Source organism: Erwinia sp. QL-Z3 (assembly GCF_004551645.1).
GTDB classification, from domain to species: Bacteria; Pseudomonadota; Gammaproteobacteria; order Enterobacterales; family Enterobacteriaceae; genus Erwinia; species Erwinia billingiae.
Genome location: NZ_CP037950.1, coordinates 337021 through 359102 on the forward strand (window position 1 = coordinate 337021; position 22082 = coordinate 359102).

19 protein-coding genes are annotated in these 22082 nt (G+C 56.1%); 5 read left to right on the plus strand and 14 right to left on the minus strand.

Annotated features, from left to right (window positions below; genetic code table 11):
• Positions 1-17: 17 nt before the first annotated feature.
• On the minus strand, positions 18-1334 hold the full coding sequence (rlmD, locus tag E2F51_RS02255) for a 23S rRNA (uracil(1939)-C(5))-methyltransferase RlmD (protein WP_134822637.1): 1317 nt from the start codon (positions 1332-1334) through the stop codon (positions 18-20).
• A 125-nt stretch (positions 1335-1459) separates the two neighbouring features.
• Between rlmD and barA the strand changes: the two genes are divergently transcribed.
• Positions 1460-4186, plus strand: coding sequence for a two-component sensor histidine kinase BarA (gene barA / locus E2F51_RS02260; RefSeq protein ID WP_134822638.1), 2727 nt, complete (start codon positions 1460-1462; stop codon positions 4184-4186).
• 35 nt (positions 4187-4221) lie between these two features.
• On the opposite strand, the gene E2F51_RS02265 is transcribed toward barA, so the two are convergent.
• From E2F51_RS02265 to E2F51_RS02290, 6 genes are all read right to left on the minus strand, one after another.
• The gene (locus E2F51_RS02265; protein ID WP_134822639.1) at positions 4222-5361 is read right to left on the minus strand and encodes a glycerate kinase; all 1140 of its coding nucleotides are present in this window, start codon (positions 5359-5361) and stop codon (positions 4222-4224) included.
• A 74-nt stretch (positions 5362-5435) separates the two neighbouring features.
• Complete coding sequence (gene garR / locus E2F51_RS02270; protein ID WP_013203566.1) at positions 5436-6320, minus strand: 2-hydroxy-3-oxopropionate reductase; 885 nt, start codon at positions 6318-6320, stop codon at positions 5436-5438.
• 24 nt (positions 6321-6344) lie between these two features.
• Positions 6345-7115 carry a 2-dehydro-3-deoxyglucarate aldolase gene (garL, locus tag E2F51_RS02275; RefSeq protein ID WP_013203567.1) on the minus strand — a complete coding sequence of 257 codons (771 nt, stop codon included), beginning with the start codon at positions 7113-7115 and terminating at the stop codon, positions 6345-6347.
• A 22-nt stretch (positions 7116-7137) separates the two neighbouring features.
• Positions 7138-8478, minus strand: a complete 1341-nt coding sequence (gene gudD / locus E2F51_RS02280) for a glucarate dehydratase (RefSeq protein WP_134822640.1) — start codon at positions 8476-8478, stop codon at positions 7138-7140.
• A gap of 23 nt (positions 8479-8501) precedes the next feature.
• Positions 8502-9839 carry an enolase C-terminal domain-like protein gene (locus E2F51_RS02285; RefSeq protein WP_013203569.1) on the minus strand — a complete coding sequence of 446 codons (1338 nt, stop codon included), beginning with the start codon at positions 9837-9839 and terminating at the stop codon, positions 8502-8504.
• A gap of 9 nt (positions 9840-9848) precedes the next feature.
• Complete coding sequence (locus E2F51_RS02290; protein WP_134822641.1) at positions 9849-11192, minus strand: MFS transporter; 1344 nt, start codon at positions 11190-11192, stop codon at positions 9849-9851.
• Between the two features lie 525 nt (positions 11193-11717).
• Between E2F51_RS02290 and garD the strand changes: the two genes are divergently transcribed.
• Positions 11718-13277, plus strand: coding sequence for a galactarate dehydratase (gene garD, locus E2F51_RS02295; RefSeq protein WP_013203572.1), 1560 nt, complete (start codon positions 11718-11720; stop codon positions 13275-13277).
• Positions 13278-13365: 88 nt separating this feature from the next.
• Here garD and E2F51_RS02300 read toward each other — a convergent pair whose 3' ends face one another.
• From E2F51_RS02300 to syd, 4 genes are all read right to left on the minus strand, one after another.
• Positions 13366-13815 carry a flavodoxin gene (locus E2F51_RS02300; RefSeq protein WP_013203573.1) on the minus strand — a complete coding sequence of 150 codons (450 nt, stop codon included), beginning with the start codon at positions 13813-13815 and terminating at the stop codon, positions 13366-13368.
• Between the two features lie 21 nt (positions 13816-13836).
• Entirely contained in the window at positions 13837-14616 is a 780-nt protein-coding gene (gene truC, locus E2F51_RS02305) for a tRNA pseudouridine(65) synthase TruC (protein ID WP_013203574.1), read from the minus strand.
• Positions 14616-14942 (minus strand): YqcC family protein, encoded by a 327-nt coding sequence (locus E2F51_RS02310; protein WP_013203575.1) that lies wholly within the window; start codon positions 14940-14942, stop codon positions 14616-14618. Before E2F51_RS02310 ends, truC begins: the two co-directional genes overlap by 1 nt.
• Positions 14943-15502: 560 nt before the next feature.
• Positions 15503-16066: a SecY-interacting protein gene (gene syd / locus E2F51_RS02315; RefSeq protein ID WP_013203576.1), complete on the minus strand. Its 564-nt coding sequence runs from the start codon at positions 16064-16066 to the stop codon at positions 15503-15505.
• Positions 16067-16158: 92 nt separating this feature from the next.
• Here syd and queF point away from each other — a divergent pair, with 92 nt between their 5' ends.
• The 3 genes from queF (at position 16159) to xni (ending at position 19369) form a co-directional block, all read left to right on the plus strand.
• Positions 16159-17004 (plus strand): NADPH-dependent 7-cyano-7-deazaguanine reductase QueF, encoded by an 846-nt coding sequence (gene queF / locus E2F51_RS02320; protein WP_013203577.1) that lies wholly within the window; start codon positions 16159-16161, stop codon positions 17002-17004.
• A 190-nt stretch (positions 17005-17194) separates the two neighbouring features.
• The gene (ppnN, locus tag E2F51_RS02325; protein WP_013203578.1) at positions 17195-18559 is read left to right on the plus strand and encodes a nucleotide 5'-monophosphate nucleosidase PpnN; all 1365 of its coding nucleotides are present in this window, start codon (positions 17195-17197) and stop codon (positions 18557-18559) included.
• 48 nt (positions 18560-18607) lie between these two features.
• Complete coding sequence (xni, locus tag E2F51_RS02330; RefSeq protein WP_013203579.1) at positions 18608-19369, plus strand: flap endonuclease Xni; 762 nt, start codon at positions 18608-18610, stop codon at positions 19367-19369.
• 76 nt (positions 19370-19445) lie between these two features.
• Here the strand turns inward: xni and rlmM are convergent, their stop codons facing one another.
• The 3 genes from rlmM to E2F51_RS02345 are packed head-to-tail and all read right to left on the minus strand — an operon-like array spanning position 19446 to position 21912.
• A complete protein-coding gene (gene rlmM, locus E2F51_RS02335) occupies positions 19446-20546 on the minus strand; it encodes a 23S rRNA (cytidine(2498)-2'-O)-methyltransferase RlmM (protein WP_013203580.1) in 1101 nt (366 codons plus the stop codon).
• A complete protein-coding gene (locus E2F51_RS02340) occupies positions 20539-20934 on the minus strand; it encodes a DUF423 domain-containing protein (protein ID WP_013203581.1) in 396 nt (131 codons plus the stop codon). Before E2F51_RS02340 ends, rlmM begins: the two co-directional genes overlap by 8 nt.
• 60 nt (positions 20935-20994) lie before the next feature.
• Positions 20995-21912 (minus strand): transcriptional regulator GcvA, encoded by a 918-nt coding sequence (locus E2F51_RS02345; RefSeq protein ID WP_013203582.1) that lies wholly within the window; start codon positions 21910-21912, stop codon positions 20995-20997.
• Positions 21913-22082 lie beyond the last annotated feature (170 nt).

The window sequence follows — 22082 nt, forward strand, 5'->3', positions numbered from 1 at the left end:
GACGCCCGTCCGGGCGCCTATTTTCGGCTAAATAACACCATGGATTCCACGTGCCCGGTATGCGGAAACATATCAAGCAGCGTAATCCTTTCCAATTGGTAGCCGGAGGTCAGAAGACTCTGACTATCCCGAGCAAGTGTAGTCGGATTACAGGAAACATAGACCACGCGTTCGGGCGCAAGTTTAATGATGTGATCCATCACGCCTGCCGCCCCGGCACGGGCCGGATCCAATAACACCTTGTTAAATCCCTCTGCGGCCCATGGCTGCCGCGTCACGTCCTCTTCCAGGTTGTGCTGAAAGAAGCTGACATTATTCAGATTATTCAGGGCGGCATTATAACCACCCTTTGCCGCTAATGCTGCAACGCCCTCCACACCCGTAACATTTTTAACGACTTTTCCTACAGGCAGCGTGAAGTTTCCCATGCCGCAAAACAGGTCAAGCACCCGATCTTCCGGTTGTAAATCGAGCCATGCTAACGCCTGGCTTACCATTTGCTCGTTCAGCGCGCCGTTGACCTGAATAAAATCGCGCGGGCTGAACGTCAGGGTCAGGTCATGGATGCGGTAGAACGGCATCTCCCCATTTACCTGCTCCAGCGTATCGCTTTCTGCTGCCAGGTATAACGCCACCTTATGCTTATACGAAAACTGTTCCAGTTTTTCACGATCCTCAGCAATTAATGGCTCAAGATGGCGCAACACCAGCAGCGGGCCGTTATCGGCCAGCACCAGCTCGATATGCCCTAAGGTGCTGACTGCCTGTAAAGTGCTCAACACCTGATGCAGCGGCGCGATCAATGCATTAAGTTCGGGCTTTAAAATAGGGCATTGCGTCAGAGAGACCAGATCGTTGGAGCCCGCCTTGCGGAATCCCATTTGCAGCGTTTTGCTGCGCGGCTGGTAGCTGAGGCCCAGTCGGGCACGACGGCGATAGCCATACGCCTCGCCAGAGAGGATGGTATCGACCTCGGCCGGCTGACCGGTTTGCTGGCTCAACAGACGCGACAGCGCCTGGGCTTTGCTGCTCTGTTGTAAAGCAGGTGAGACGTGCTGCTGCTGGCAGCCGCCACATTCGGTGAAGTGCGGGCATTTTGGCGTGACGCGGTCCGGGCTGGCCTTGAGGATTTTGCGCGTTTTCCCCCTGGCCCAGGCGCGTTTATCTTCGGTGATATCGACTTCCACCTGCTCACCCGGCAGCGCGCCTGCGATAAACAGCGCTTTGCCATTATGCCTGGCCACGCCCTGGCCAAATCCATCGAGGTCATTAACCGTCACTATGATGATCTGGCGGGTCGTCACGCGCCGTTTTGCAGAGTAGAATTGCGCCATTATTCGCCTGTCCCGAAAGTAATCAGCTGTGTCAGCCACTAAAAAGCGTGCGTAGCCTACACCAGCATACGGATTAATTCGACCCGCGTGATGGCCGGGCGAAAGAGATTTTCTTAAGGAAGTTTATGACCAAATATAGCCTGCGTGCACGGATGATGATTTTAATACTGGCCCCGACGCTGATGATTGGCCTGTTATTAAGTACGTTTTTCATCGTACATCGCTATAACGAGCTGCAGAACCAGTTAGTGGACGCGGGCGCCAACATCATCGAGCCGCTGGCGGTTGCCAGTGAATATGGCATGACCTTTCACAGTAAAGAGTCGGTCAGGCAGCTGGTCAGCCTGCTGCACCGTCGCCACTCGGAAATCGTCCGCTCTATTTCGATTTTTGACGCGCAAAATCAGCTATTCGTCACCTCGAACTTTCACACCGACGCCGATAAGCTGCGGCTGCCGGCCGGGCAAAAACTGTCGAATTTATTCAGCTATCAGCGCGAAGGCAATTCGGTCATTCTGCGCACGCCAATTGTCTCTGAAAGCTATTATCCCGACGAGTCACCCGGCGAAGATGCCAAACCCGACGGCAATCCCCTCGGCTATGTGGCGATTGAATTAGATCTGCAGTCGGTGCGTTTGCAGCAATATAAGGAGGTATTTGTCTCCACCCTGCTGCTGCTGCTCTGTTTGTGTCTGGCGATGTACTTTGCCTATCGCCTGATGCGCGATGTCACCAGCCCGATCCGCGATATGGTCAGCACCGTTGACCGCATTCGTCGCGGTCAGCTGGACAGCCGGGTCAACGGCAATATGCTCGGTGAGCTGGATATGCTGAAGAACGGCATCAACTCGATGGCCATGTCGTTAACCGCCTACCACGAAGAGATGCAGCAAAATATCGACCAGGCCACCTCCGATCTGCGCGAAACGCTGGAGCAGATGGAGATCCAGAACGTGGAGCTGGATTTAGCCAAAAAGCGCGCGCAGGAAGCTGCGAGGATCAAGTCCGAGTTCCTGGCAAATATGTCGCACGAGTTGCGCACGCCGCTGAACGGCGTGATCGGCTTTACCCGCCAGACGCTGAAAACCCCGCTGAATATTACCCAACGCGACTATCTGCACACCATCGAGCGGTCGGCCAATAACCTGTTAAGCATCATCAACGACGTGCTGGACTTTTCCAAGCTGGAAGCGGGCAAGCTGGTGCTGGAAACCATCCCGTTCCCGCTGCGCGACACGCTGGATGAAGTGGTGGTGCTGCTGGCGCAGTCGGCCCATGAAAAAGGGCTGGAATTAACGCTCAGCATTCAGCCGGAGGTGCCGGATAACACCATCGGCGATCCGCTGCGTCTGCAGCAAATCATCATCAATCTGTTAGGCAACGCGATCAAATTTACCGAGCGGGGCAACATCGATATCCGTATTGAGCTGCGTTCGCTGAGCACTAACCGGGTGAATCTGGAAGTGCAGATCCACGATACCGGTATTGGCATCTCCGAGAAGCAGCAGTCGCAGCTGTTCCAGGCGTTCCGTCAGGCCGACGCCAGCATTTCCCGTCGCCATGGCGGAACCGGGCTTGGGCTGGTGATCACCCAGAAGCTGGTGAACGAAATGGGTGGGGAAATCTCGCTGCACAGCCGGATGAATCAGGGTTCCACCTTCTGGTTCAATATCAACCTGGCGCTGAATCCGAATGCCAATAGCGATCGTCGGGCGACGGACTGCCTGATCGGCAAACGCCTGGCGTATGTTGAAGCCAACAGTGCCGCGGCAAAAGCGACGCTTGAAATGCTCGGCGCCACGCAGATGAACATCAGCTACAGCACCACGCTGGATGGCCTGCCGGACGGGCATTTTGATGCCCTGCTGCTGGGCCTGCCGGTGACCAAACAGGCCGACCGGGAAATCTCCGCCGAGCTGCTGCTGCCCGCCTTGAAACGCGCCGATAACCTGATCATGGCCCTGCCTTGCCAGATGCAGATTTATGCCGAGGAGCTGAAGTCTCGCGGCGTCAACGCCTGCCTGATTAAGCCGGTCAGCCTGACGCGTTTGCTGCCGGTACTGATTGAGAACCACACCCGCGAAGCGGTCTACCTCCCTGCCCGTCTGCGCCTGCCGCTGACGGTGATGGCGGTGGGTGATAATCCGGCCAACCTCAAGCTGATTGGCGCGCTGCTGGAAGAGCAGGTTGAAAATATCGTGTTGTGCGACAGCGGTGAAGCGGCGATCAAGCAGGCGCAGCAGCGCAATCTGGACATTATCCTGATGGATATTCAGATGCCGGATATCGACGGCATCCGCGCCAGCGAAATCATCCGCAGTTACCCGCAGCACGCTTCCACGCCGATTGTGGCGGTGACCGCCCATGCGCTGGATGGTGAGAAAGAGCACCTGATTGAAGCCGGGATGAACGACTATCTCGCCAAGCCGATTGATGAAGCCAAACTGAGCCAGCTGCTGGCGCGCTATACGCCGGGATTACTGGCGGTGGCGGCGAAGCTGCAGGATGTTCCGGCGTCGCTGGACTGGCAGCTGGCGCTGCGTCAGGCGGCGAATAAGCCGGATTTGGCGCGCGATCTGCTGCAAATGCTGGTGGACTTCCTGCCGGAGGTGAAGGGGCTGGTAGAGAGCTATATGGCGTCTGACGATACGCTGGCGCTGCGTGACATTATTCATAAACTGCACGGCAGCGCCAGCTATAGCGGTGTGCCAAGGCTGAAGCAGCTTTGTCTGCAGCTGGAACAAGGCCTGCGTGCCCATGACAGCATTGATGCGGTGGAACCGGAGCTGTTTGAACTGCTGGATGAGATGGAAAATGTGGCCAGACTGGCGAAAAATCGGTTGAGTCTTTAAGCCCGGATGGCCGCTAAACAGCGGCCTGATAACCGTCAGAGTTTTTGCCCTATTGCCAGCGTCACCGCAATATTGCGCGCGCTTAAACGCACGTTTTCGGCGGCATTATCCAGCGCTTCTTCCAGCGTGCAGATGCTGTAAATCACGCTGAACACCGCGTCCAGACCATGCTGATGCACGATCCCCACGTCTTTGGTCAGGCTGCCCGCAATACCAATCACCGGTTTGTTATAGCGTTTCGCCACCTGAGCCACGCCAATCGGCACTTTACCGTGAATGGACTGGCTGTCGATTCGGCCTTCACCGGTGATCACCAGTGTCGCATCCTTCACCAGCGCATCCAGCCCTAACGCTTCGGTAACGATTTCGATACCGCGACGCAGTTCTGCCTGGCAGAAAGCGTGCAATGCCACGCCCATGCCGCCCGCCGCGCCGCCGCCGGCAATGGTCAGCACATCTTTATCCAGATCGCGGCGGATCACCCCGGCGTAATGCGCCAGCGCGCTATCCAGCTGTTTCACCAGTTCTGGCGTTGCGCCTTTTTGTGGACCAAAAATGGCCGACGCGCCTTCTTCACCCAGCAACGGATTGGTGACATCGCAGGCCACTTCAAAGCGACAGTGTTTAATGCGGGAATCGAACTGGCTCATATCAATGCGGGCCAGGGCCGGCAGCTGTCCACCGCCATAACCAATCTGCTGGCCGTCCGTGTCCAGCAACTGTGCACCCAGCGCCTGCACCATCCCGGCACCGCCATCATTGGTGGCGCTGCCGCCGATGCCAATAATAAAGTGCTCAACACCCTTATCCAGCGCGTTACGGATCAGCTCGCCGGTGCCATAAGAGGTGGTGATCAGCGGATCGCGCTGGGCGGCCGGCACCAGCTCCAGCCCGCTGGCCGCCGCCATCTCAATAAATGCGCAGCTTTCGTCACCGGATAAGCCGTAAAAAGCGCTCACCGTTTCGCCCAGCGGGCCAGTGACATCAAGCTCAATTATTTTGCCTTTGGTTGCCGCTACCATCGCCTCGACAGTTCCCTCTCCGCCATCTGCTACCGGCAGCTTAACGTAGTGCGCGTCGGGAAATATCTCGCGAAACCCCAGCTCGATCTGCGTGGCGACCTGCTGAGCCGACAGGCTCTCTTTATATGAATCCGGTGCGATTACTATTTTCATACGGTTTCCTGGCGCGTTGACCTGGCCTCAACCAAAAGTGCAGATACCGGCCTGCGGACAAGCCGGACCATAGGCTATTTAGTGATTTCCACTTTCGCTAACTTCTCATAGTAGCAAGCCAGCGCGCTGTGGTCGGACGTGCCCATGCCATCGGCCTTCACCGCCTGCATCATCTCCATCACCGCCGCCGTTAATGGCAGCTGCGCGCCCACGCCGTGAGAGGTATCCAGCGCATTGGCTAAATCCTTGATATGCAGATCGATACGGAAACCAGGCTTGAAGTTGCGATCCATCACCATCGGCGCTTTGGCTTCCAGCACGGTGCTACCGGCCAGACCGCCACGGATCGCCTGGAACACCAGTTCCGGGTTGACGCCCGCCTTGGTGGCCAGCGTCAGCGCTTCGGACATGGCGGCAATGTTCAGCGCCACAATCACCTGATTTGCCAGCTTGGTGACGTTACCGGCACCAATATCCCCGGTGTGCACCACCGAGCCCGCCATCGCTTTCATGATGTCGTAGCACTGATCAAACAGCTCTTTATCGCCGCCGACCATCACCGACAGCGTGCCTTCAATCGCTTTCGGTTCGCCGCCGCTAACCGGCGCATCCAGCAGCGAGATGCTTTTCTTCGCCAGCTCATCGTGAATTTCACGGCTGGCCAGTGGCGCAATGGAACTCATATCAATCACGATAGTGCCCGGTTTTGCGCCCTGGATCACGCTGTCCTCACCGAGCAGGGCTTCTTTCACCTGGGGTGAGTTAGGCAGCATGGTGATGATCACATCGCTCTGCTCGGCCACTTCTTTCGCGCTGCCGGCCACCGTCGCCCCCAGGCTTACCAGCTCAGCTTCGTTTTCGCGGTTATGGTCGCGAACCACTAACGAGTAACCTGCTTTCACCAGGTTTTTGCTCATGGGTTTGCCCATGATGCCCAGACCAATAAAGCCAATTTTCATTTTTTCTTCTCCAGATTCGGGGGATTATTTTTTGAAGCGGTCGCACAGCGCCTGCGTGGCACCACGGAAAACGCCAACGTCGCTGCCTACAGCAACAAATCCAGCGCCCCACTCCAGATAACGACGGGCATCGGCTTCGACCGGCGCCAGGATACCGCTTGGCTTGCCAGCGGCTTTGGCCCGCTCGAACAGGTATTTGATCACTTTCAACACTTCCGGATGCGCGGGCTGGCCGAGGTAGCCCAACGCGGCGGACAGGTCGCCAGGGCCGACAAAAATGCCGTCCACGCCGTCGACCGCAGCAATCGCATCAATGTTGTCGACGCCCAGCTGGGTTTCAATCTGCACCAGCACCGTCACGTTATCGTTGATGGTGTTGTTGTAGTCCGGCACCGTGCCGTACATGTTGCTGCGGTGCGAAACCGAGACGCCACGGATCCCGGCTGGCGGATAACGGGTGGAGGCGACCGCGCGGATGGCTTCCTCTTCGGTTTCGACAAAAGGCACCAGGAAGTTGGAGAAACCGATATCCAGCAGGCGTTTGATGATCACCGGCTCGTTGGTCGGTGGACGTACCACCGGCGCACTGTGGCTACCTTTCAGCGCCATCAGCTGCGGCACAAAGGTGGTGATGTCATTCGGCGCATGCTCACCGTCCAGCACTAACCAGTCAAAACCGGCCAGCCCAAGCACTTCCGTGGTCAGCGGGTTAGCCATGGCACACCAGCTGCCAATTAAGGTTTCACCGGCCAGCAGGCGCTGACGGAAGCTGTTGGGGTTGTTTACGTAGCTCATCAGTAACTCCTGTGAAAGAAAATTAGCGCACCAGACAGGGGCGTTTATTGTCGAAGGTCCAGTTCGGCACCAGGAACTGCATGGCCTGCGCATCGTCGCGCGCGCCCAGTCCGTGCTTCAGATAGAGCTGATGAGCCTGCATGACTTTATCCATATCCAGCTCCACGCCCAGTCCCGGTTGTTGCGGAACCTGCACCCGTCCGCCTTTAATTTGCAGCGGTTGTCGGGTCAGTCCCTGATTGCCTTCCTGCCAAATCCAGTGGGTATCGATGGCGGTAATTTTGCCAGGCGCGGCGGCGGCCACATGGGTGAACATCGCCAGCGAAATATCGAAATGATTATTGGAGTGCGAACCCCAGGTGAGGCCAAAGTCATGGCACATCTGCGCCACGCGAACCGAACCTTGCATGGTCCAGAAGTGCGGATCAGCCAGCGGAATATCGACCGACTGCAAGGACAAAGTATGGCCCATCTGCCGCCAGTCGGTGGCAATCATATTGGTGGCGGTCGGCAGTCCGGTTGCCCGGCGGAACTCGGCCATCACTTCACGGCCGGAGTAGCCCTGCTCGGCACCACAGGGATCTTCCGCATACGCCAGCACGCCCTTCAGCTGCTTGCCCAGCGCAATCGCCTCGTTAAGTGACCAGGCGCCGTTCGGATCGAGGGTGATCCTTGCCTGCGGGAAGCGTTTAGCCAGTGCGGTCACCGCTTCGGCCTCTTCACTGCCTGCCAGCACGCCACCTTTCAGTTTGAAATCGTTAAAGCCGTATTTCTCGTAGGCCGCTTCAGCCAGCCGCACGACCGTTTCCGGGCTCAGCGCTTCCTCATGGCGCAGGCGATACCAGTCGCAGCTGTCTTCGGGCTGACTTTGGTAAGGCAAGTCGGTCTTACGGCTGTCGCCGATGTAGAACAGGTAGCCCAACATTTCGACCTGGTCGCGCTGCTGACCGTCACCGAGCAACGAAGCCACATTAACGCCGAGGTGCTGACCCAGCAGATCCAGCAGCGCCGCTTCAATGCCGGTAACCACATGAATGGTGGTGCGCAGATCGAAGGTCTGATTTCCCCTGCCGCTGGCATCACGATCGGCGAAAGTTTCGCGCACGTGGCTCAGCAGGTTTTTATATTCGCCCAACCCGTGGCCGATAATCAGCTGCGCCGCGTCTTCCAGCGTTTTACGAATTTTCTCGCCGCCGGGAATTTCACCCACGCCAGTGTGGCCTGAGTTGTCTTTGATGATCACGATATTGCGGGTGAAAAACGGCGCGTGCGCACCACTCAGATTCAGCAACATGCTGTCGTGACCAGCCACCGGGATAACCTGCATTTCGGTGACTAACGGGGTTCCTGTCATCGCGTTCATAACTCTTCCTTACCTGTCAGGGTTCAGCGTCCAAAGGCCGGACGTTTACGATCGAAGGTCCAGCCGGGGACCAGATATTGCATCGACGTGGCGTCATTACGGGAGCCGCCAGGCAACGTTTTGTAGAGTTCGTGGGCCTTCTCGATTTGCGCCCAGTCCAGCTCAACGCCCAGCCCCGGTGCGTCCGGGACCGCAATTTTGCCCTGGCGGATCTGTAGCGGATTTTTGGTCAGGCGCTGGTCGCCTTCCTGCCAGATCCAGTGGGTATCAATGGCGGTCGGCTTGCCCGGTGCGGCTGCGGCAACGTGGGTAAACATCGCCAGAGAGATATCGAAATGGTTGTTGGAGTGACAGCCCCAGGTCAGCCCCCAGTCATCACAGAGTTGCGCCACGCGCACCGCGCCGCTCAAGGTCCAGAAATGCGGATCCGCCAGCGGGATATCGACCGAATTCAGCATCACCGCGTGATTCATCTCGCGCCAGTTAGTGGCAATCATATTGGTGGCGACCGGCAGACCGGTAGCGCGGCGGAATTCCGCCATCACTTCGCGGCCGGAGTAGCCCTGCTCTGCGCCGCAGGGATCCTCGGCATAGGTCAGAATCCCCTGCAGGTCTTTGCACAGCGCGATGGCTTCATCCAGGTGCCAGGCACCGTTTGGATCAACGGTGATCCGCGCATCCGGGAATCGCTTCTTCATCGCTTTGACGGCATCGATTTCCTGCTCGCCAGGTAAAACGCCGCCTTTCAGCTTGAAGTCCCTGAAGCCATATTTATCCTGTGCGGCTTCCCCCAGGCGAACAATGGCGGCGCTGTCCATCGCCTTTTGATGACGCAGGTGATACCAGTCGTGGCCAGATTTCTCGCCCGCCAGATACGGCAGATCGCTTTTCTCCCGGTCGCCGACGTAGAACAGGTAGCCCAGCACCGTCACTTCATCGCGCTGTTTACCGGGTCCAAGCAGTTCAGCCACCGGCACATTCAGGCATTTGCCCAGTAAATCCAGCAGCGCGGCTTCCAGCGCAGCCACCGCGTTAACCCGCAGTTCGAAGGTCCAGGCGCCTTTGCCAAAGGTATCGAAGTCCGCAGACTGATTGCCTTTGTGCACCTGCTGCACCAGGCTGTTCATCCTGGCCACTTCTTTACCGATCACCTGCGGGATGGCATCGACCAGCGTCTGGTAAATGGTTTCGCCGCCTGGCGCTTCCCCGACGCCGGTGTGCCCGGCGCTGTCCGTTAACACCACAATGTTGCGGGTGAAGAAGGCGCCATGCGCGCCGCCGATGTTCAACAGCATGCTGTCGTGGCCCGCCACCGGAATGACTTTCATCTCAGTAATGACAGGGCTGCTTTGCGTGGTCATAACGCGTCCTTACAAAGGTTTCAGTTCGATGCGTTTGATATCCTGTACCAGCACCAGATAGCTCAGCACGGCGACAAAAGCATGGATACCCACATAAATCAGCGCACCGTTGTACGAGCCGGTAGACGCAATGATGTAGCCGATGGCGATTGGCGTAATGATGCCGGAGATGTTGCCGAACATATTGAACAGACCGCCGCTCAGGCCACTGATCTCTTTCGGCGCGGTATCCGCCATCACCGCCCAGCCCAGTGCACCAATCCCTTTACCGAAGAACGCCAGCGCCATAAAGAACACCACCACCCATTCGGTATCGACGTAGTTACACACCACCATCGAAATCGACAGCAACATGCCGAGCACAATTGGGGTTTTACGGGCGATATTCAGCGAGCCGGTTTTGCGCATCAGCCAGTCGGAAATAATCCCGCCCAGCACGCCGCCAAGGAAGCCGCAGATCGCCGGGATTGAGGCGACCATCCCGGCTTTCAGAATCGACATGCCGCGCGCCTGCACCAGATAGACCGGGAACCAGGTGATAAAGAAATAGGTTAAGGCGTTAATGCAGTACTGGCCCAGGTAGATGCCGACCATCATACGCGAGGTGACTAACTGTTTGATTTGATGCCTTTTCTCAGCCCAACTCACCTTACGTTCTTCTTTTTTCTGATCCATATTGATCAGCGCACCGCCTTGCTCCATGTACTCCAACTCGGCTTTGTTGACGCCCGGATGGTCGTTTGGATCGTGGATCACTTTCAGCCAGATAAAGCTGAGGATGATGCCGAGGCCACCCATAAACCAGAATACGTGCGCCCAGCCAACGGAAGAGACCAGCCAGCCCATAATCGGCGCGAAGATCACCGTGGCGAAGTACTGTGCGGAGTTAAAGATAGCGACCGCGGTGCCGCGCTCCTGCGCCGGGAACCAGGCCGCAACAATACGGCTGTTGCCCGGGAAGGAAGGTGCCTCTGCCAGGCCGACCAGGAATCGCAACATAAACAGCGTGACGATAATGGTGAAGCCGCTGAACAGATCCACGAAGCCTTGCAGTAAGGTGAACAGTGACCAGAGGAAGATACTCCAGAAGTAGACGCGTTTAGACCCGAAGCGGTCCAGCAGCCAGCCTCCCGGAATTTGGCCAATCACATAAGCCCATGAGAATGCGGAGAAGATATAACCCAGGCCTACCGAGCTGAGCCCGATATCCTTGGACATGGCGGAACCGGCAATGGCGATGGTGGCCCGGTCGCCATAGTTGAAAGAGGTGACGATAAATAACATCACCACTATCCAGTAGCGAGCATTTGTTCTTTTTTGCACGGCGCTCGCAGCACTACTGATTGAATTCATGATGCACTCCTGAAATATAGCGGTCAGGCTACTTTCACTCTGAACTGCATACACATCGCGTTGGGTATCAGAATGATGTTGGGTTAAACACAGCGATTAATTTGGCAGAATAGTTTTCACGCAGCGTGGCAATATCTCATCGTTCTGTTCGCTAAAAAGTATAGGAACAGCCCAAACGGAATACATCGGTAAATAGCCCTATAAAAAGCCATAAATATTCATATTCTTATGGCATATGCACAACCCCTTGCGGGGTGGCTCACGGAACCCGACCGTTCTGCGTGGGCGGTCACAGTCCGGTGGCTTTCCCCTTGCCTTTGTGAGCGTTCTCACTGATATCTGTACGTATGCCAGAAAAAGTCCCGCTCATCCGCCAGTATGTCAGACATCTGCATAATGTTTTCCACCGGGCGGGCTTTTATACTGTTTGGCAGCAGAATACGATTCAGGCACAAAAGGACGCATCGTTCATCACGGAGAGAATAAAAGACGCTTACCTTACTTATTTTCAGGAATTGTCGAGCAATGAACATTCAAAAAAACGATCCGCCCCTTTATATAAAGGTCCATGAGAACGATAACGTTGCCATCGTGGTAAATAATAACGGCCTGGTGGCGGGAACTGAATTTCCTTGCGGGTTGGTACTAAAAGAACATATTCCTCAGGGTCACAAAGTGGCTCTCAGTGATATTGCCAAAGGCGCGAATATTATTCGTTATGGCGAAGTGATTGGCTATGCGGTTAGGGATATCTCACGCGGTGGCTGGATTGACGAATCGCTGGTGGTGCTGCCCGAAGCGCCGGAGCTGTCCAGCCTGCCTCTTGCCAACAATATTCCCCCGGCATTGCCGCCGCTGGAAGGCTATACCTTTGAAGGCTACCGCAATGCGGATGGCAGCGTCGGCACGCGCAATCTGCTGGCCATCACCACCAGCGTTCACTGCGTCGCGGGCGTGGTCGATTATGTGGTGAAGATCATCGAGCGCGACCTGCTGCCCGCGTTCCCGAACGTTGATGGCGTGGTGGCATTAAATCACCTGTACGGCTGTGGCGTGGCGATCAACGCGCCCGCGGCCGTCGTGCCGATCCGCACCATTCACAACCTGGCGCTGAACGCCAACTTCGGTGGAGAAGTGATGGTGGTCGGTTTGGGCTGCGAGAAACTTCAGCCTGAGCGCCTGCTGGAAGGCACGCCCGACGTGCAGACCATTTCGCTGGGCGAAGAAGATGTTGTGCGCCTGCAGGATGAAAAGCATATCGGATTTGAGTCGATGGTCGACGATATCCTGCAGGTGGCCCGTCGGCATTTGCAGCGCCTGAATCAGCGGCAGCGCGAAACGGTTCCGGCTTCGGAATTGATTATCGGTATGCAGTGCGGTGGCAGCGACGCCTTCTCCGGCGTGACCGCGAATCCGGCCGTAGGCTATGCCTCTGATTTGCTGGTGCGCTGTGGAGCCACCGTGATGTTTTCTGAAGTAACGGAAGTGCGTGATGCCATTCATCTGCTGACGCCACGGGTGATCAATGAAGAAGTGGGCAAACGCCTGCTGGAAGAGATGGCGTGGTACGACGACTACCTGAATATGGGTCAGACCGACCGCAGCGCCAACCCTTCGCCAGGCAATAAAAAAGGCGGGCTGGCCAACGTGGTCGAAAAAGCGCTGGGTTCGATCGCTAAATCCGGCCGCAGCCCGATTGTAGAGGTGCTTTCGCCAGGGCAGCGTCCGACCCGACGCGGGCTGATCTACGCCGCCACCCCGGCCAGTGATTTTGTTTGCGGAACGCAGCAGATGGCGTCCGGTATTACCCTGCAGGTGTTTACCACCGGACGGGGAACACCCTATGGCCTGGCCGCCATCCCGGTGATCAAAATGGCGACACGCAACGCGCTGGCCGACAGATGGTTCGACCTGATGGATATTAATGCCGGAACGATTGCCACGGGAGAAGAGAGTATTGAGCAGGTGGGAACGCGCTTGTTTGAGCTGATTCTGGATATTGCCAGCGGACGTAAACAAACCTGGTCCGATCGATGGGGTATTCACAATGCGCTGGCGGTGTTTAACCCTGCGCCAGTCACCTGATTGACGGCTGAGACAAACAGCGAGCGCATCCGGCTATTGATGCCAGGATGCGCCCGACCCAACCGGCGTCGGGAAAAGCGTCAAAGGTTTAGCCGATCTGCTTTGCCCAGTCTTCAATCCACGGAGAAGTGATCTCTTCCGGTTCCGGGTTCTCAGTCGCATCCACTAACAGCACCTCACCCACGCGTTTAGCACTGTGTTCCTGCAACAGGGCATCAAACTTCTTGCCGCCGCCACAGAAATCTTCGTAGCTGCTGTCGCCCAACGCAATCACACCGTACTGCAACGTCGGCTGATGGCCCAGCTTGTCTTTGATGGCATGAAACAGCGGAGCGATGCTGTCCGGCAAATCACCCTGACCGGTGGTGGAGGTGATAATCAGCGCCACATGATCGGCATAACGCTGCCAGTCATCCAGCGTCGGATCTTCAAAAATCTTAACCTGATGTCCCTGGTCGATCAGCAGAGGTTCAGCCTCTTCCGCCACCAGCAGCGCATTACCGTAAACGGTGCCTACAAAAATACCTACCTGAGCCATGCTTTTCTCCATTGCTGGCGCTTATTCTGAGGGACTATCCTGCAGGTTAGCCGCCACAAACTCAACCCTTGGGATATGCGGAAGGCACTCCTGCCAACAAAAGGCGGTCATGCACCCTTGCCACACCGAATCGAGGCCGGCACGCAGTACCAGCGGTTCACCGGTAACCGGATGCAGCAGACTCAGCTCGCTGGCATGCAGCATCAGACGCTTCATGCCGAAGTGCTGCGCCGCGCTACGGTTTTGTTTCAGATCGCCGTGCGCGCTGTCGCCGATAATCGGATGGCGAAGATGGCGTAAATGACGGCGCAGCTGGTGTTTGCGCCCGGTTTCAGGCTTGAGTTCGACCAGGCTGAAGCGCGAAGAGTCGTAGCGACTGACCGCGACCGGCAGCTCAGCTTTGGCCAGCGATTTCCAGTGGGTTACCGCAGGCTGTGGCGCTTTGTCCGGGTTAGTGAATTTATCAGCGATTTTGTCCAGCTCTTCGGTCAGCGCATAGTCGAGGGTCTCTTCCCCTTCCAGCCAGCCTCTGACCACCGCATGGTAGGTTTTCTGCATCGCATGCTGTTCGAACTGTTGCGACAGCAGGCGCGCTACCTCGCTCGATAACGCCAGCAGCAGCACGCCGGACGTCGGGCGATCCAACCGGTGTACGGTGAAAACATGCTGACCAATCTGGTCGCGCAGGGTCTGCATCACGAACACCGTTTCATGGCGATCTAACCAGCTGCGGTGGACCAACCAGCCGGCCGGTTTATTGACGGCAACCAGCCACTGGTCCTGATAAAGGATCTCAAGCATCAGGCATCATGCTCAAACAGATCATCCAGCGCGACAAGGACATGCAGCAGGCTGGTGCGCTCGGGCATATCGGCTTCAAGGGCCATTTCGTAATACGGCGCGAGGGCTAATTTCACCGGCAGTTCGGTGCCGGCATCGATCAGCGCATGCATTCTTGGCAGGAAGATCCACTGAAGCCATTGCAGCGGCATCATGGTATCGACGCAGAAAGGTTCCACGCTGTTGAAAGCCTCGCTTTCAGGTGGGATGGACTGCCACAGCCCTTTATCGTGCAGTAGTTGTTCAATCGCCTGAAGGCGAAGCAGAACCTGTTGTTCGCGGCTCATTGGCTGCTCCCTGTTATCCGGTTTTTAATGGCCGCAAGCATACCACTCGCGCCCGGATTGGGAAAATAGCGACAAAAAAAAGGAGCACTGTAATAACAGTGCTCCCGGTTCGTTTGCAGCAATCCCGCCACGCTAATGCTCCCTGCTCGTCCTTGATAACTTTGTCCCCAGTTTTCCTTACAAATCACCTTTCTGGTGATAATCCCTTGCGTCCTGTCTCGCTATCGTCTTTGACAGCTCACTTCTCCATCCTGGAGGTGTCCCTGATCTCATCCTGAGACATCCTTTCTTCATCCTGAAGATTTCCTTGCAACCTCATCCAGAGGGGGTCCTGACTCAATCCTTAAGTCACAGAATCCGTTCTGATTAGGCTATTTTGCCAAATTGACATAAGCAAACAATATGGCTGGCGTTAAAATCCGGGGTAATTGAGGTGAAGCTGGCAAGGTGGAAGCACTATCGCGTTGATTAATAATCAATTAGTGAAAAAACCTGTTCATATGCCCGCGATATTTCTAGCGATCTCTCACAGCGAGTGTGAGAGATGTCTCACAGAAAAATTACCCTTTTCGGCCTGCCGGCAGTTCAACCTGCAACTCAGCGATAAACTGTTCCAAATCAGGCGCTAGCAGACTGCGCTTTTCCGTTCCCAACTGCTCCAGAATCACTTCGCCGGTCAGATTGCAGACCGAAATCACTTCCAGCTCCGAATCCGTGGTGGCGATAAACAGCGTTGGCGACTGTTTCAAGCGACGCTTCATCACCAGATGGCCGATAAGATTTTCCTGCACCCGCAGGTAATCCTCTTCGCTCCAGGTTTGCAGCAAGGTGCAGGCTTTTCCGCCAAACGTGGCCGTCATATCGCCCGCAAATTGCGTACTGTACCAGGCGGCAACGGAAGGCTGGATGCGGAACTCAATGGCGCGTTCAACCGCTTCGAGGTTCTGCGCCAGAGTGAACGGCTGCGGCAGCCAGTAAAGTTCGTCGGCACCGGTCTGCTGCACGCAAGGTGAAGGCACACCCAGTAATTCCACGCTGGCTGGCGGATGGCCGCATACACGGTCCCATTCGTCACAATATTTTTGCGTAAACTCGGTTAAGGCACGGCTGGTTTCTTCAATCATTCTTTTTTCACTCTCTGTAGCCTGAGTTACACTAAGGCTATCTCTGCATTCTGCTCTACCGCCTGCAAACGGCAGGCCATAAGGTTATTACGATGTCTTTAACGGATCCACATCAGGCGCTAAGCAACCTGACGCTCGGCAAGCCAACAGAATACCACGATAAATACCAACCCTCTTTACTGCAAGCCGTTCCGCGCAGCATGAATCGCGAACCTCTGGGTCTGTATCCCGATAGCCTGCCCTTCCACGGTGCCGATATCTGGACGCTGTATGAGCTGTCCTGGCTGAACGCGAAAGGCCTGCCACAGGTCGCGGTGGGCGAAATCACCCTGCAGGCCGACAGCGTCAACCTGATCGAATCCAAAAGCTTTAAGCTCTATCTGAACAGCTTCAATCAGACCAAATTTGCCGACTGGGGCGACGTGCGGGCCGCGCTGGAACGCGACCTCAGCGCCTGTGCTGAAGGTAAGGTCACCGTCGCCCTGTTCCGCCTGCAGGAAGTGGAAGGCCAGCCGATTGGCCATTTTGCCGGCTCCTGCATTGATGAACAGGATATCGAAATTGATAATTACCAGTTCACCACGGATTACCTTGAGCAGGCAACGCAGCCAGAAATTGTGGAAGAGCAGCTGGTCAGCCATTTGCTGAAGTCTAACTGCCTGATCACCAATCAGCCCGACTGGGGCTCGGTGCAGATCAGCTATCGCGGGCCGCGCATCCAGCGCGAAGCACTGCTGCGCTATCTGGTCTCTTTCCGCCATCACAACGAATTTCACGAACAGTGCGTCGAACGTATTTTTAACGACATCCTGCGCTTCTGTAAGCCGGAAAAGCTCAGCGTCTATGCCCGTTATACCCGACGCGGTGGCCTGGATATCAACCCATGGCGCAGCAATGGCGAGTTCAGACCGGGGCATTCTCGGCTGGTCCGCCAGTAATCCCCGAAGTTTTTGCGCGCCGCGCCGCATAAGCATCGCGCGACACCTTGTTAAATCCCTGCTGACAAGGCTACTCTGGAGTGGGCTCAGGTAATCACCGGGCTCAGGGATTTTACTCTCCGCGTCCGGCCTGTTTTAGCGGGTCAGACCATGGAGTGACGATCACCCGGATGGGTGTAAAGGAGTTAATTTGATTACACATGTCAGCCCGTTGGGCTCAATGGATCTGCTGTCTCAACTGGAAGTCGATATGCTGAAGCAGACTGCCAGCAGCGACCTTTACCAGTTATTCCGCAACTGTTCTCTTGCCGTACTTAACTCCGGAAGTCAGACCGACAGCAGCCATGAGTTGCTTTCTCGTTTTGAGAATTTTGATATCAACGTCCTGCGTCGTGAGCGCGGCGTGAAGCTGGAATTGATCAATCCACCGGAAGAGGCCTTTGTTGATGGCCGGATTATTCGTTCCCTGCAGGCCAACCTGTTTGCGGTGCTGCGCGATATTCTGTTTGTAAACGGCCAGCTCAACAGCAACGAACGTTTCCAGAATCTGGATATTGAAGACACCGTGCAGCTGACCAATATGGTGTTCTCAATCCTGCGCAACGCCCGTGCGCTGCACATTGGCGAAGAACCCAATACCGTGGTGTGCTGGGGTGGCCACTCAATTAACGCGGTGGAATATCAATACTGCCGTAATGTCGGCTCGCAGTTAGGTTTACGTGAGCTGAATATCTGCACCGGCTGTGGGCCGGGTGTGATGGAAGCGCCAATGAAAGGCGCGGCGGTGGGCCATGCTCAGCAGCGCTATAAAGAAGGTCGCTTTATTGGTCTGACCGAGCCGTCCATTATTGCCGCTGAGCCACCGAACCCGCTGGTCAATGAGCTGATTATCATGCCGGATATTGAAAAGCGCCTTGAAGCGTTTGTCCGTATCGCCCACGGCATCATCATCTTCCCAGGCGGCGTAGGAACGGCTGAAGAGCTGCTTTACCTGCTGGGTATTTTGATGAATCCGCACAATCAGGATCAGGTGTTGCCGCTGATCCTGACCGGCCCCAAAGAGAGTGCAGACTACTTTAACGTGCTGGATGAATTTATCGTCAGCACGCTGGGCGAAGCGGCCCGCCAGCACTACACCATCATCATTGATGATGCGCCGGAAGTGGCTCGACTAATGAAGCAAGCGATGCCGAAAGTGAAAGAGCACCGTCGTGAAACCGGCGATGCTTACAGCTTTAACTGGTCGATTCGTATCGCGCCGGATCTTCAGGTGCCGTTTATGCCAACGCATGAAAATATGGCCAACCTGAATCTTCACCCTGACCAGCCTGCCGAGCAGCTTGCTGCCGCGCTGCGCCGGGCTTTCTCGGGCATCGTTGCCGGGAACGTGAAGGATATGGGCATCAAGGCGATCAAAGAAAAAGGCCCGTATAAGCTGCATGGCGATCCGGAAATGATGCGCCGCATGGACGATTTGTTACAGGGATTTGTTGCTCAACACCGCATGAAGCTGCCGGGCACGGCCTACATCCCCTGCTACGAAATCATCAAATAACACTCCCAACCGGAGCGGCTCTTGGGTCGCTCCGCCTTCGTGGTACTTATGACTATTCATTTGCTGATTGTTGATGCCCTGAACCTGATCCGCCGTATCCATGCTGTGCAGGGTTCCCCGTGCCAGGAAACCTGCGTCAATGCCCTGCACCAGTTAATCCGCCACAGCAATCCCACCCATGCGGTGGCCGTGTTTGACGATGACGAACGTCATGAAGGCTGGCGACATCAGCTGCTGCCGGGCTACAAAGCCGGCCGCACGCCAATGCCGGACAGCCTGCATGAGGAGATGCCGCTGCTGCGCGCCGCTTTTGCTGCCGCTGGCGTGGCCTGCTGGCAGGTTGCCGGTGAAGAAGCCGACGATCTGGCGGCCACGCTGGCTTGCAAAGTGGCGGCTGGCGGCCATCAGGCCACCATCGTCTCGACCGATAAAGGCTATTGCCAGCTGCTGGCACCCGCGATCCAGATCCGTGATTATTTCCAGAAACGCTGGCTGGATGTGCCTTTTATCGACGCGGAATTTGGCGTGTCGCCCGCACAGCTGACCGATTACTGGGGGCTGGCAGGCATTAGCAGCAGTAAGATCCCAGGCGTAGCGGGAATTGGCGCCAAAAGCGCGGCGGAGCTGTTAAGGGAGTTTGGTACGCTGGACGCTGTCTATCAGCAGCTTGCCTCGGTGCCGACAAAGTGGCAGAAGAAGCTTCAGGAACATCAGCAGATGGCAGAGATTTGCCGGCAGGTCGCCACGCTGAAAACGGATTTGGTGCTGGAAGGAAATCTGAAAGAGTTACGCTTGCCCGATCGCCTCTGATCGCCCGGCCATGGGGTAAATGGCCGGGCAATTTTCTGCTGATGCTCGTCTGTTTGGCGAGCTTTCCTGAAGAAGCTTACTTCTCGTCACGACGTCCGGGCTCTGCAGCCCAGATGCGGCGAATGTGCACCGTCACTTCTTCACGATCGTGATACAGCTGACGGGCCTGGATCTGGGCATTAATGCCGTTGGCCTTCAGCTTCTCGTCGATCATCGCCAGGTTTTGCGACACTTCCTCATAACGCTTTTTCATCGGCAGCTTGAGGTTAAAGATCGCCTCACGGCACCAGCCGTTAACCACCCAGTCGGCCATCAGGTTGGCAACGCGCACCGGTTTCTCAACCATGTCGCACACCACCCAGTAGATATTGCTGCGGGTTGGGCGGTATTTGAAGCCGTCTTCACGGTGGTGAAACACCTGACCGGTATCCATCAGGCTTGGCGCCATCGGGCCATTATCCACCGCATGAACCATCATGCTGCGTTTCACCAGCTGATAGGTCCAGCCGCCTGGACAGGCGCCTAAATCTACCGCGAACAATCCGCTGCCCAAACGCTCATCCCATTCATCGGCCGGGATGAAAGCGTGGAAGGCTTCTTCCAGCTTCAGCGTGGAACGGCTTGGTGCATCGGAAGGAAACTTCAGACGCTGGATGCCCATAAACAGCGGCGAGTTGTTTTTCGGCATTGAGTAGCCAACGTAGCAACAGCCTGGGGCGATAAAGAACACGTGCACCACCGGACGGCGATCGGTCTCGTACTTCAGCAAAATGCCCGCGGCACGCAGGCTGCTGCGCAGCGGTACGGTGAACTTACGGCAAAACTTGAGCAGCTCTTTGCTTTCGTTAGTGTCGGGTACTTCGACACGCAGTTCGCCGCCCTTCTCGACAAAGCCGGTCAGCATGCCGGTCACCGGCGTAACGCGGTCTTCCGGCGGCAGGTCGCGCAGCAGTTCGCCGACCACAATCATCTGGCGGGCAAAAATCAGCTCGCTGAAAGGCAGCTCGGCAATCAGCTTTTCCGCTTCTTCCGCCTGATAGCACTCAAACAGCACGTAGCCGGAATCGTCTTTTACCCGCGCAAAGCCAAACACTTCACGCTGGGCGGCTTTAGCGGTAATTTCTGCCGCACACTCTTTCTCAAAGCCCTGACGGCAATACAGTAATACTTTATTCATGGCGTTCTGCCCTTTTTTTCAGACGCAGCGCGCCAACCAACATCAAAATCCAGCCAATCAGGAAGCAGGTGCCGCCGATTGGTGTAACGAAAACCCACAGCTTCAGGTGCGAGAGTGCCAGACAATATAAGCTGCCACTGAACAACACCGTCCCCAGGGCCAGTAAAGCGCTGCTCCAGTAAAACCAGAAATTAGCCCGGCGGATCATCGCCGCAGCCAGACCCATGATCGCCAGCGTATGGAACGCCTGGTAATCCAGACCGGTTTTAATCCAGGCCATTTCCGCTGACCCCAGCGATTTACTCAATACGTGGGCGCCAAAAGCACCCAGCATCACATAGACAAACCCGCTTATTGCTGCAAAAACCAGCATCGCACGACTCGACATTTCCCAGATCCTCAGAGGGTGCACGCGCCGCCATCAGGCCACGCGGCAAAAAATCACATCTCAGCTCTCGTATCGAAAGCGGAATTTTTCTTGTTCACTGGCGGCTTTTGCCAGGATCCACTGCCGGAAGGCGGCTATTTTACCCAGTTCTGCCTGACTGTCATGACAAACCAGATAAAAAGCGTTTTTACTGACTAAAACGTCATTGAACGGGCAAACCAGCCGTCCCGCTTCCAGCTCGGTTTGTGCCATCACATTATTCGCCAGCGCCACGCCCTGCCCGTGAATTGCCGCCTGCAGCACCATCGCGCTATGGCTGAAGATCGGCCCTTGTTGCACATTAATATGCCCAACGCCCAGTTGCCGGGTGTAAGACTGCCAGTCCCGGCGCGAGGCATCATGCAGCAACGTCTGGTTAGCCAGGTCTTCCGGCGTCTTCAGCGGCTTATCCCCGGTCAACAGTAAGGGCGAACAGACCGGCAGCAGATATTCGGCGTAGAGTTTTTCCACCCGCAGGCCCGGCCAGTTGCCACGACCGTAAAAGATAGCCACATCGACATCATCGGCCAGCTTCTCTTCATCGCGGTCCACCGCAGAGATCCGTACGTCGATCCCCGGATAAGCTGAGTTAAAGCTGGTGAGCCTCGGCACCAGCCACTGAATGGCAAAACTGGGCAGCAAACTGACCGTCAGCGCGCCCTTTGCACTGCGCGCCTGAAGCTTGCGCGTCGCATCATTCAGCGAGGTAAAAATCTCTTTAATGTCGAGGTAATAGCTTTGCCCTTCTTCGGTCAGCAACAGCGAACGATTGCGACGACGGAACAGCTTCAGCCCAAGAAAGTCCTCTAATGACTTAATCTGGTGGCTGACAGCGGCCTGAGTGACGAACAGCTCTTCGGCGGCTTTGGTAAAGCTGAGATGACGCGCCGCGGCATCAAAAACCCGCAGAGCATTTAAAGGGGGAAGACGTTTTGACATGGTTACCGGATACTTTTGAACATCATCGGAAGTAACACTCCTGACGGAGCTTTACGTATTAGTTTTTTTTATCCGAGACATTATAATTTGTCCGTTGAGGATGTACCAGCAAATACCTATAGTTGCCGCACTTCCTGAGCCGGAACGAAAAGCAGTTTGAAATTGGGGCG

What these genes read in the sequence shown, in the direction of transcription:
- rlmD (WP_134822637.1), bottom strand. Translation starts at nt 1,334, where the DNA reads ATGGCGCAATTCTACTCTGCAAAACGGCGCGTGACGACCCGCCAGATC.
- barA (WP_134822638.1), top strand. Translation starts at nt 1,460, where the DNA reads ATGACCAAATATAGCCTGCGTGCACGGATGATGATTTTAATACTGGCC.
- E2F51_RS02265 (WP_134822639.1), bottom strand. Translation starts at nt 5,361, where the DNA reads ATGAAAATAGTAATCGCACCGGATTCATATAAAGAGAGCCTGTCGGCT.
- garR (WP_013203566.1), bottom strand. Translation starts at nt 6,320, where the DNA reads ATGAAAATTGGCTTTATTGGTCTGGGCATCATGGGCAAACCCATGAGC.
- garL (WP_013203567.1), bottom strand. Translation starts at nt 7,115, where the DNA reads ATGAGCTACGTAAACAACCCCAACAGCTTCCGTCAGCGCCTGCTGGCC.
- gudD (WP_134822640.1), bottom strand. Translation starts at nt 8,478, where the DNA reads ATGAACGCGATGACAGGAACCCCGTTAGTCACCGAAATGCAGGTTATC.
- E2F51_RS02285 (WP_013203569.1), bottom strand. Translation starts at nt 9,839, where the DNA reads ATGACCACGCAAAGCAGCCCTGTCATTACTGAGATGAAAGTCATTCCG.
- E2F51_RS02290 (WP_134822641.1), bottom strand. Translation starts at nt 11,192, where the DNA reads ATGAATTCAATCAGTAGTGCTGCGAGCGCCGTGCAAAAAAGAACAAAT.
- garD (WP_013203572.1), top strand. Translation starts at nt 11,718, where the DNA reads ATGAACATTCAAAAAAACGATCCGCCCCTTTATATAAAGGTCCATGAG.
- E2F51_RS02300 (WP_013203573.1), bottom strand. Translation starts at nt 13,815, where the DNA reads ATGGCTCAGGTAGGTATTTTTGTAGGCACCGTTTACGGTAATGCGCTG.
- truC (WP_013203574.1), bottom strand. Translation starts at nt 14,616, where the DNA reads ATGCTTGAGATCCTTTATCAGGACCAGTGGCTGGTTGCCGTCAATAAA.
- E2F51_RS02310 (WP_013203575.1), bottom strand. Translation starts at nt 14,942, where the DNA reads ATGAGCCGCGAACAACAGGTTCTGCTTCGCCTTCAGGCGATTGAACAA.
- syd (WP_013203576.1), bottom strand. Translation starts at nt 16,066, where the DNA reads ATGATTGAAGAAACCAGCCGTGCCTTAACCGAGTTTACGCAAAAATAT.
- queF (WP_013203577.1), top strand. Translation starts at nt 16,159, where the DNA reads ATGTCTTTAACGGATCCACATCAGGCGCTAAGCAACCTGACGCTCGGC.
- xni (WP_013203579.1), top strand. Translation starts at nt 18,608, where the DNA reads ATGACTATTCATTTGCTGATTGTTGATGCCCTGAACCTGATCCGCCGT.
- rlmM (WP_013203580.1), bottom strand. Translation starts at nt 20,546, where the DNA reads ATGAATAAAGTATTACTGTATTGCCGTCAGGGCTTTGAGAAAGAGTGT.
- E2F51_RS02340 (WP_013203581.1), bottom strand. Translation starts at nt 20,934, where the DNA reads ATGTCGAGTCGTGCGATGCTGGTTTTTGCAGCAATAAGCGGGTTTGTC.
- E2F51_RS02345 (WP_013203582.1), bottom strand. Translation starts at nt 21,912, where the DNA reads ATGTCAAAACGTCTTCCCCCTTTAAATGCTCTGCGGGTTTTTGATGCC.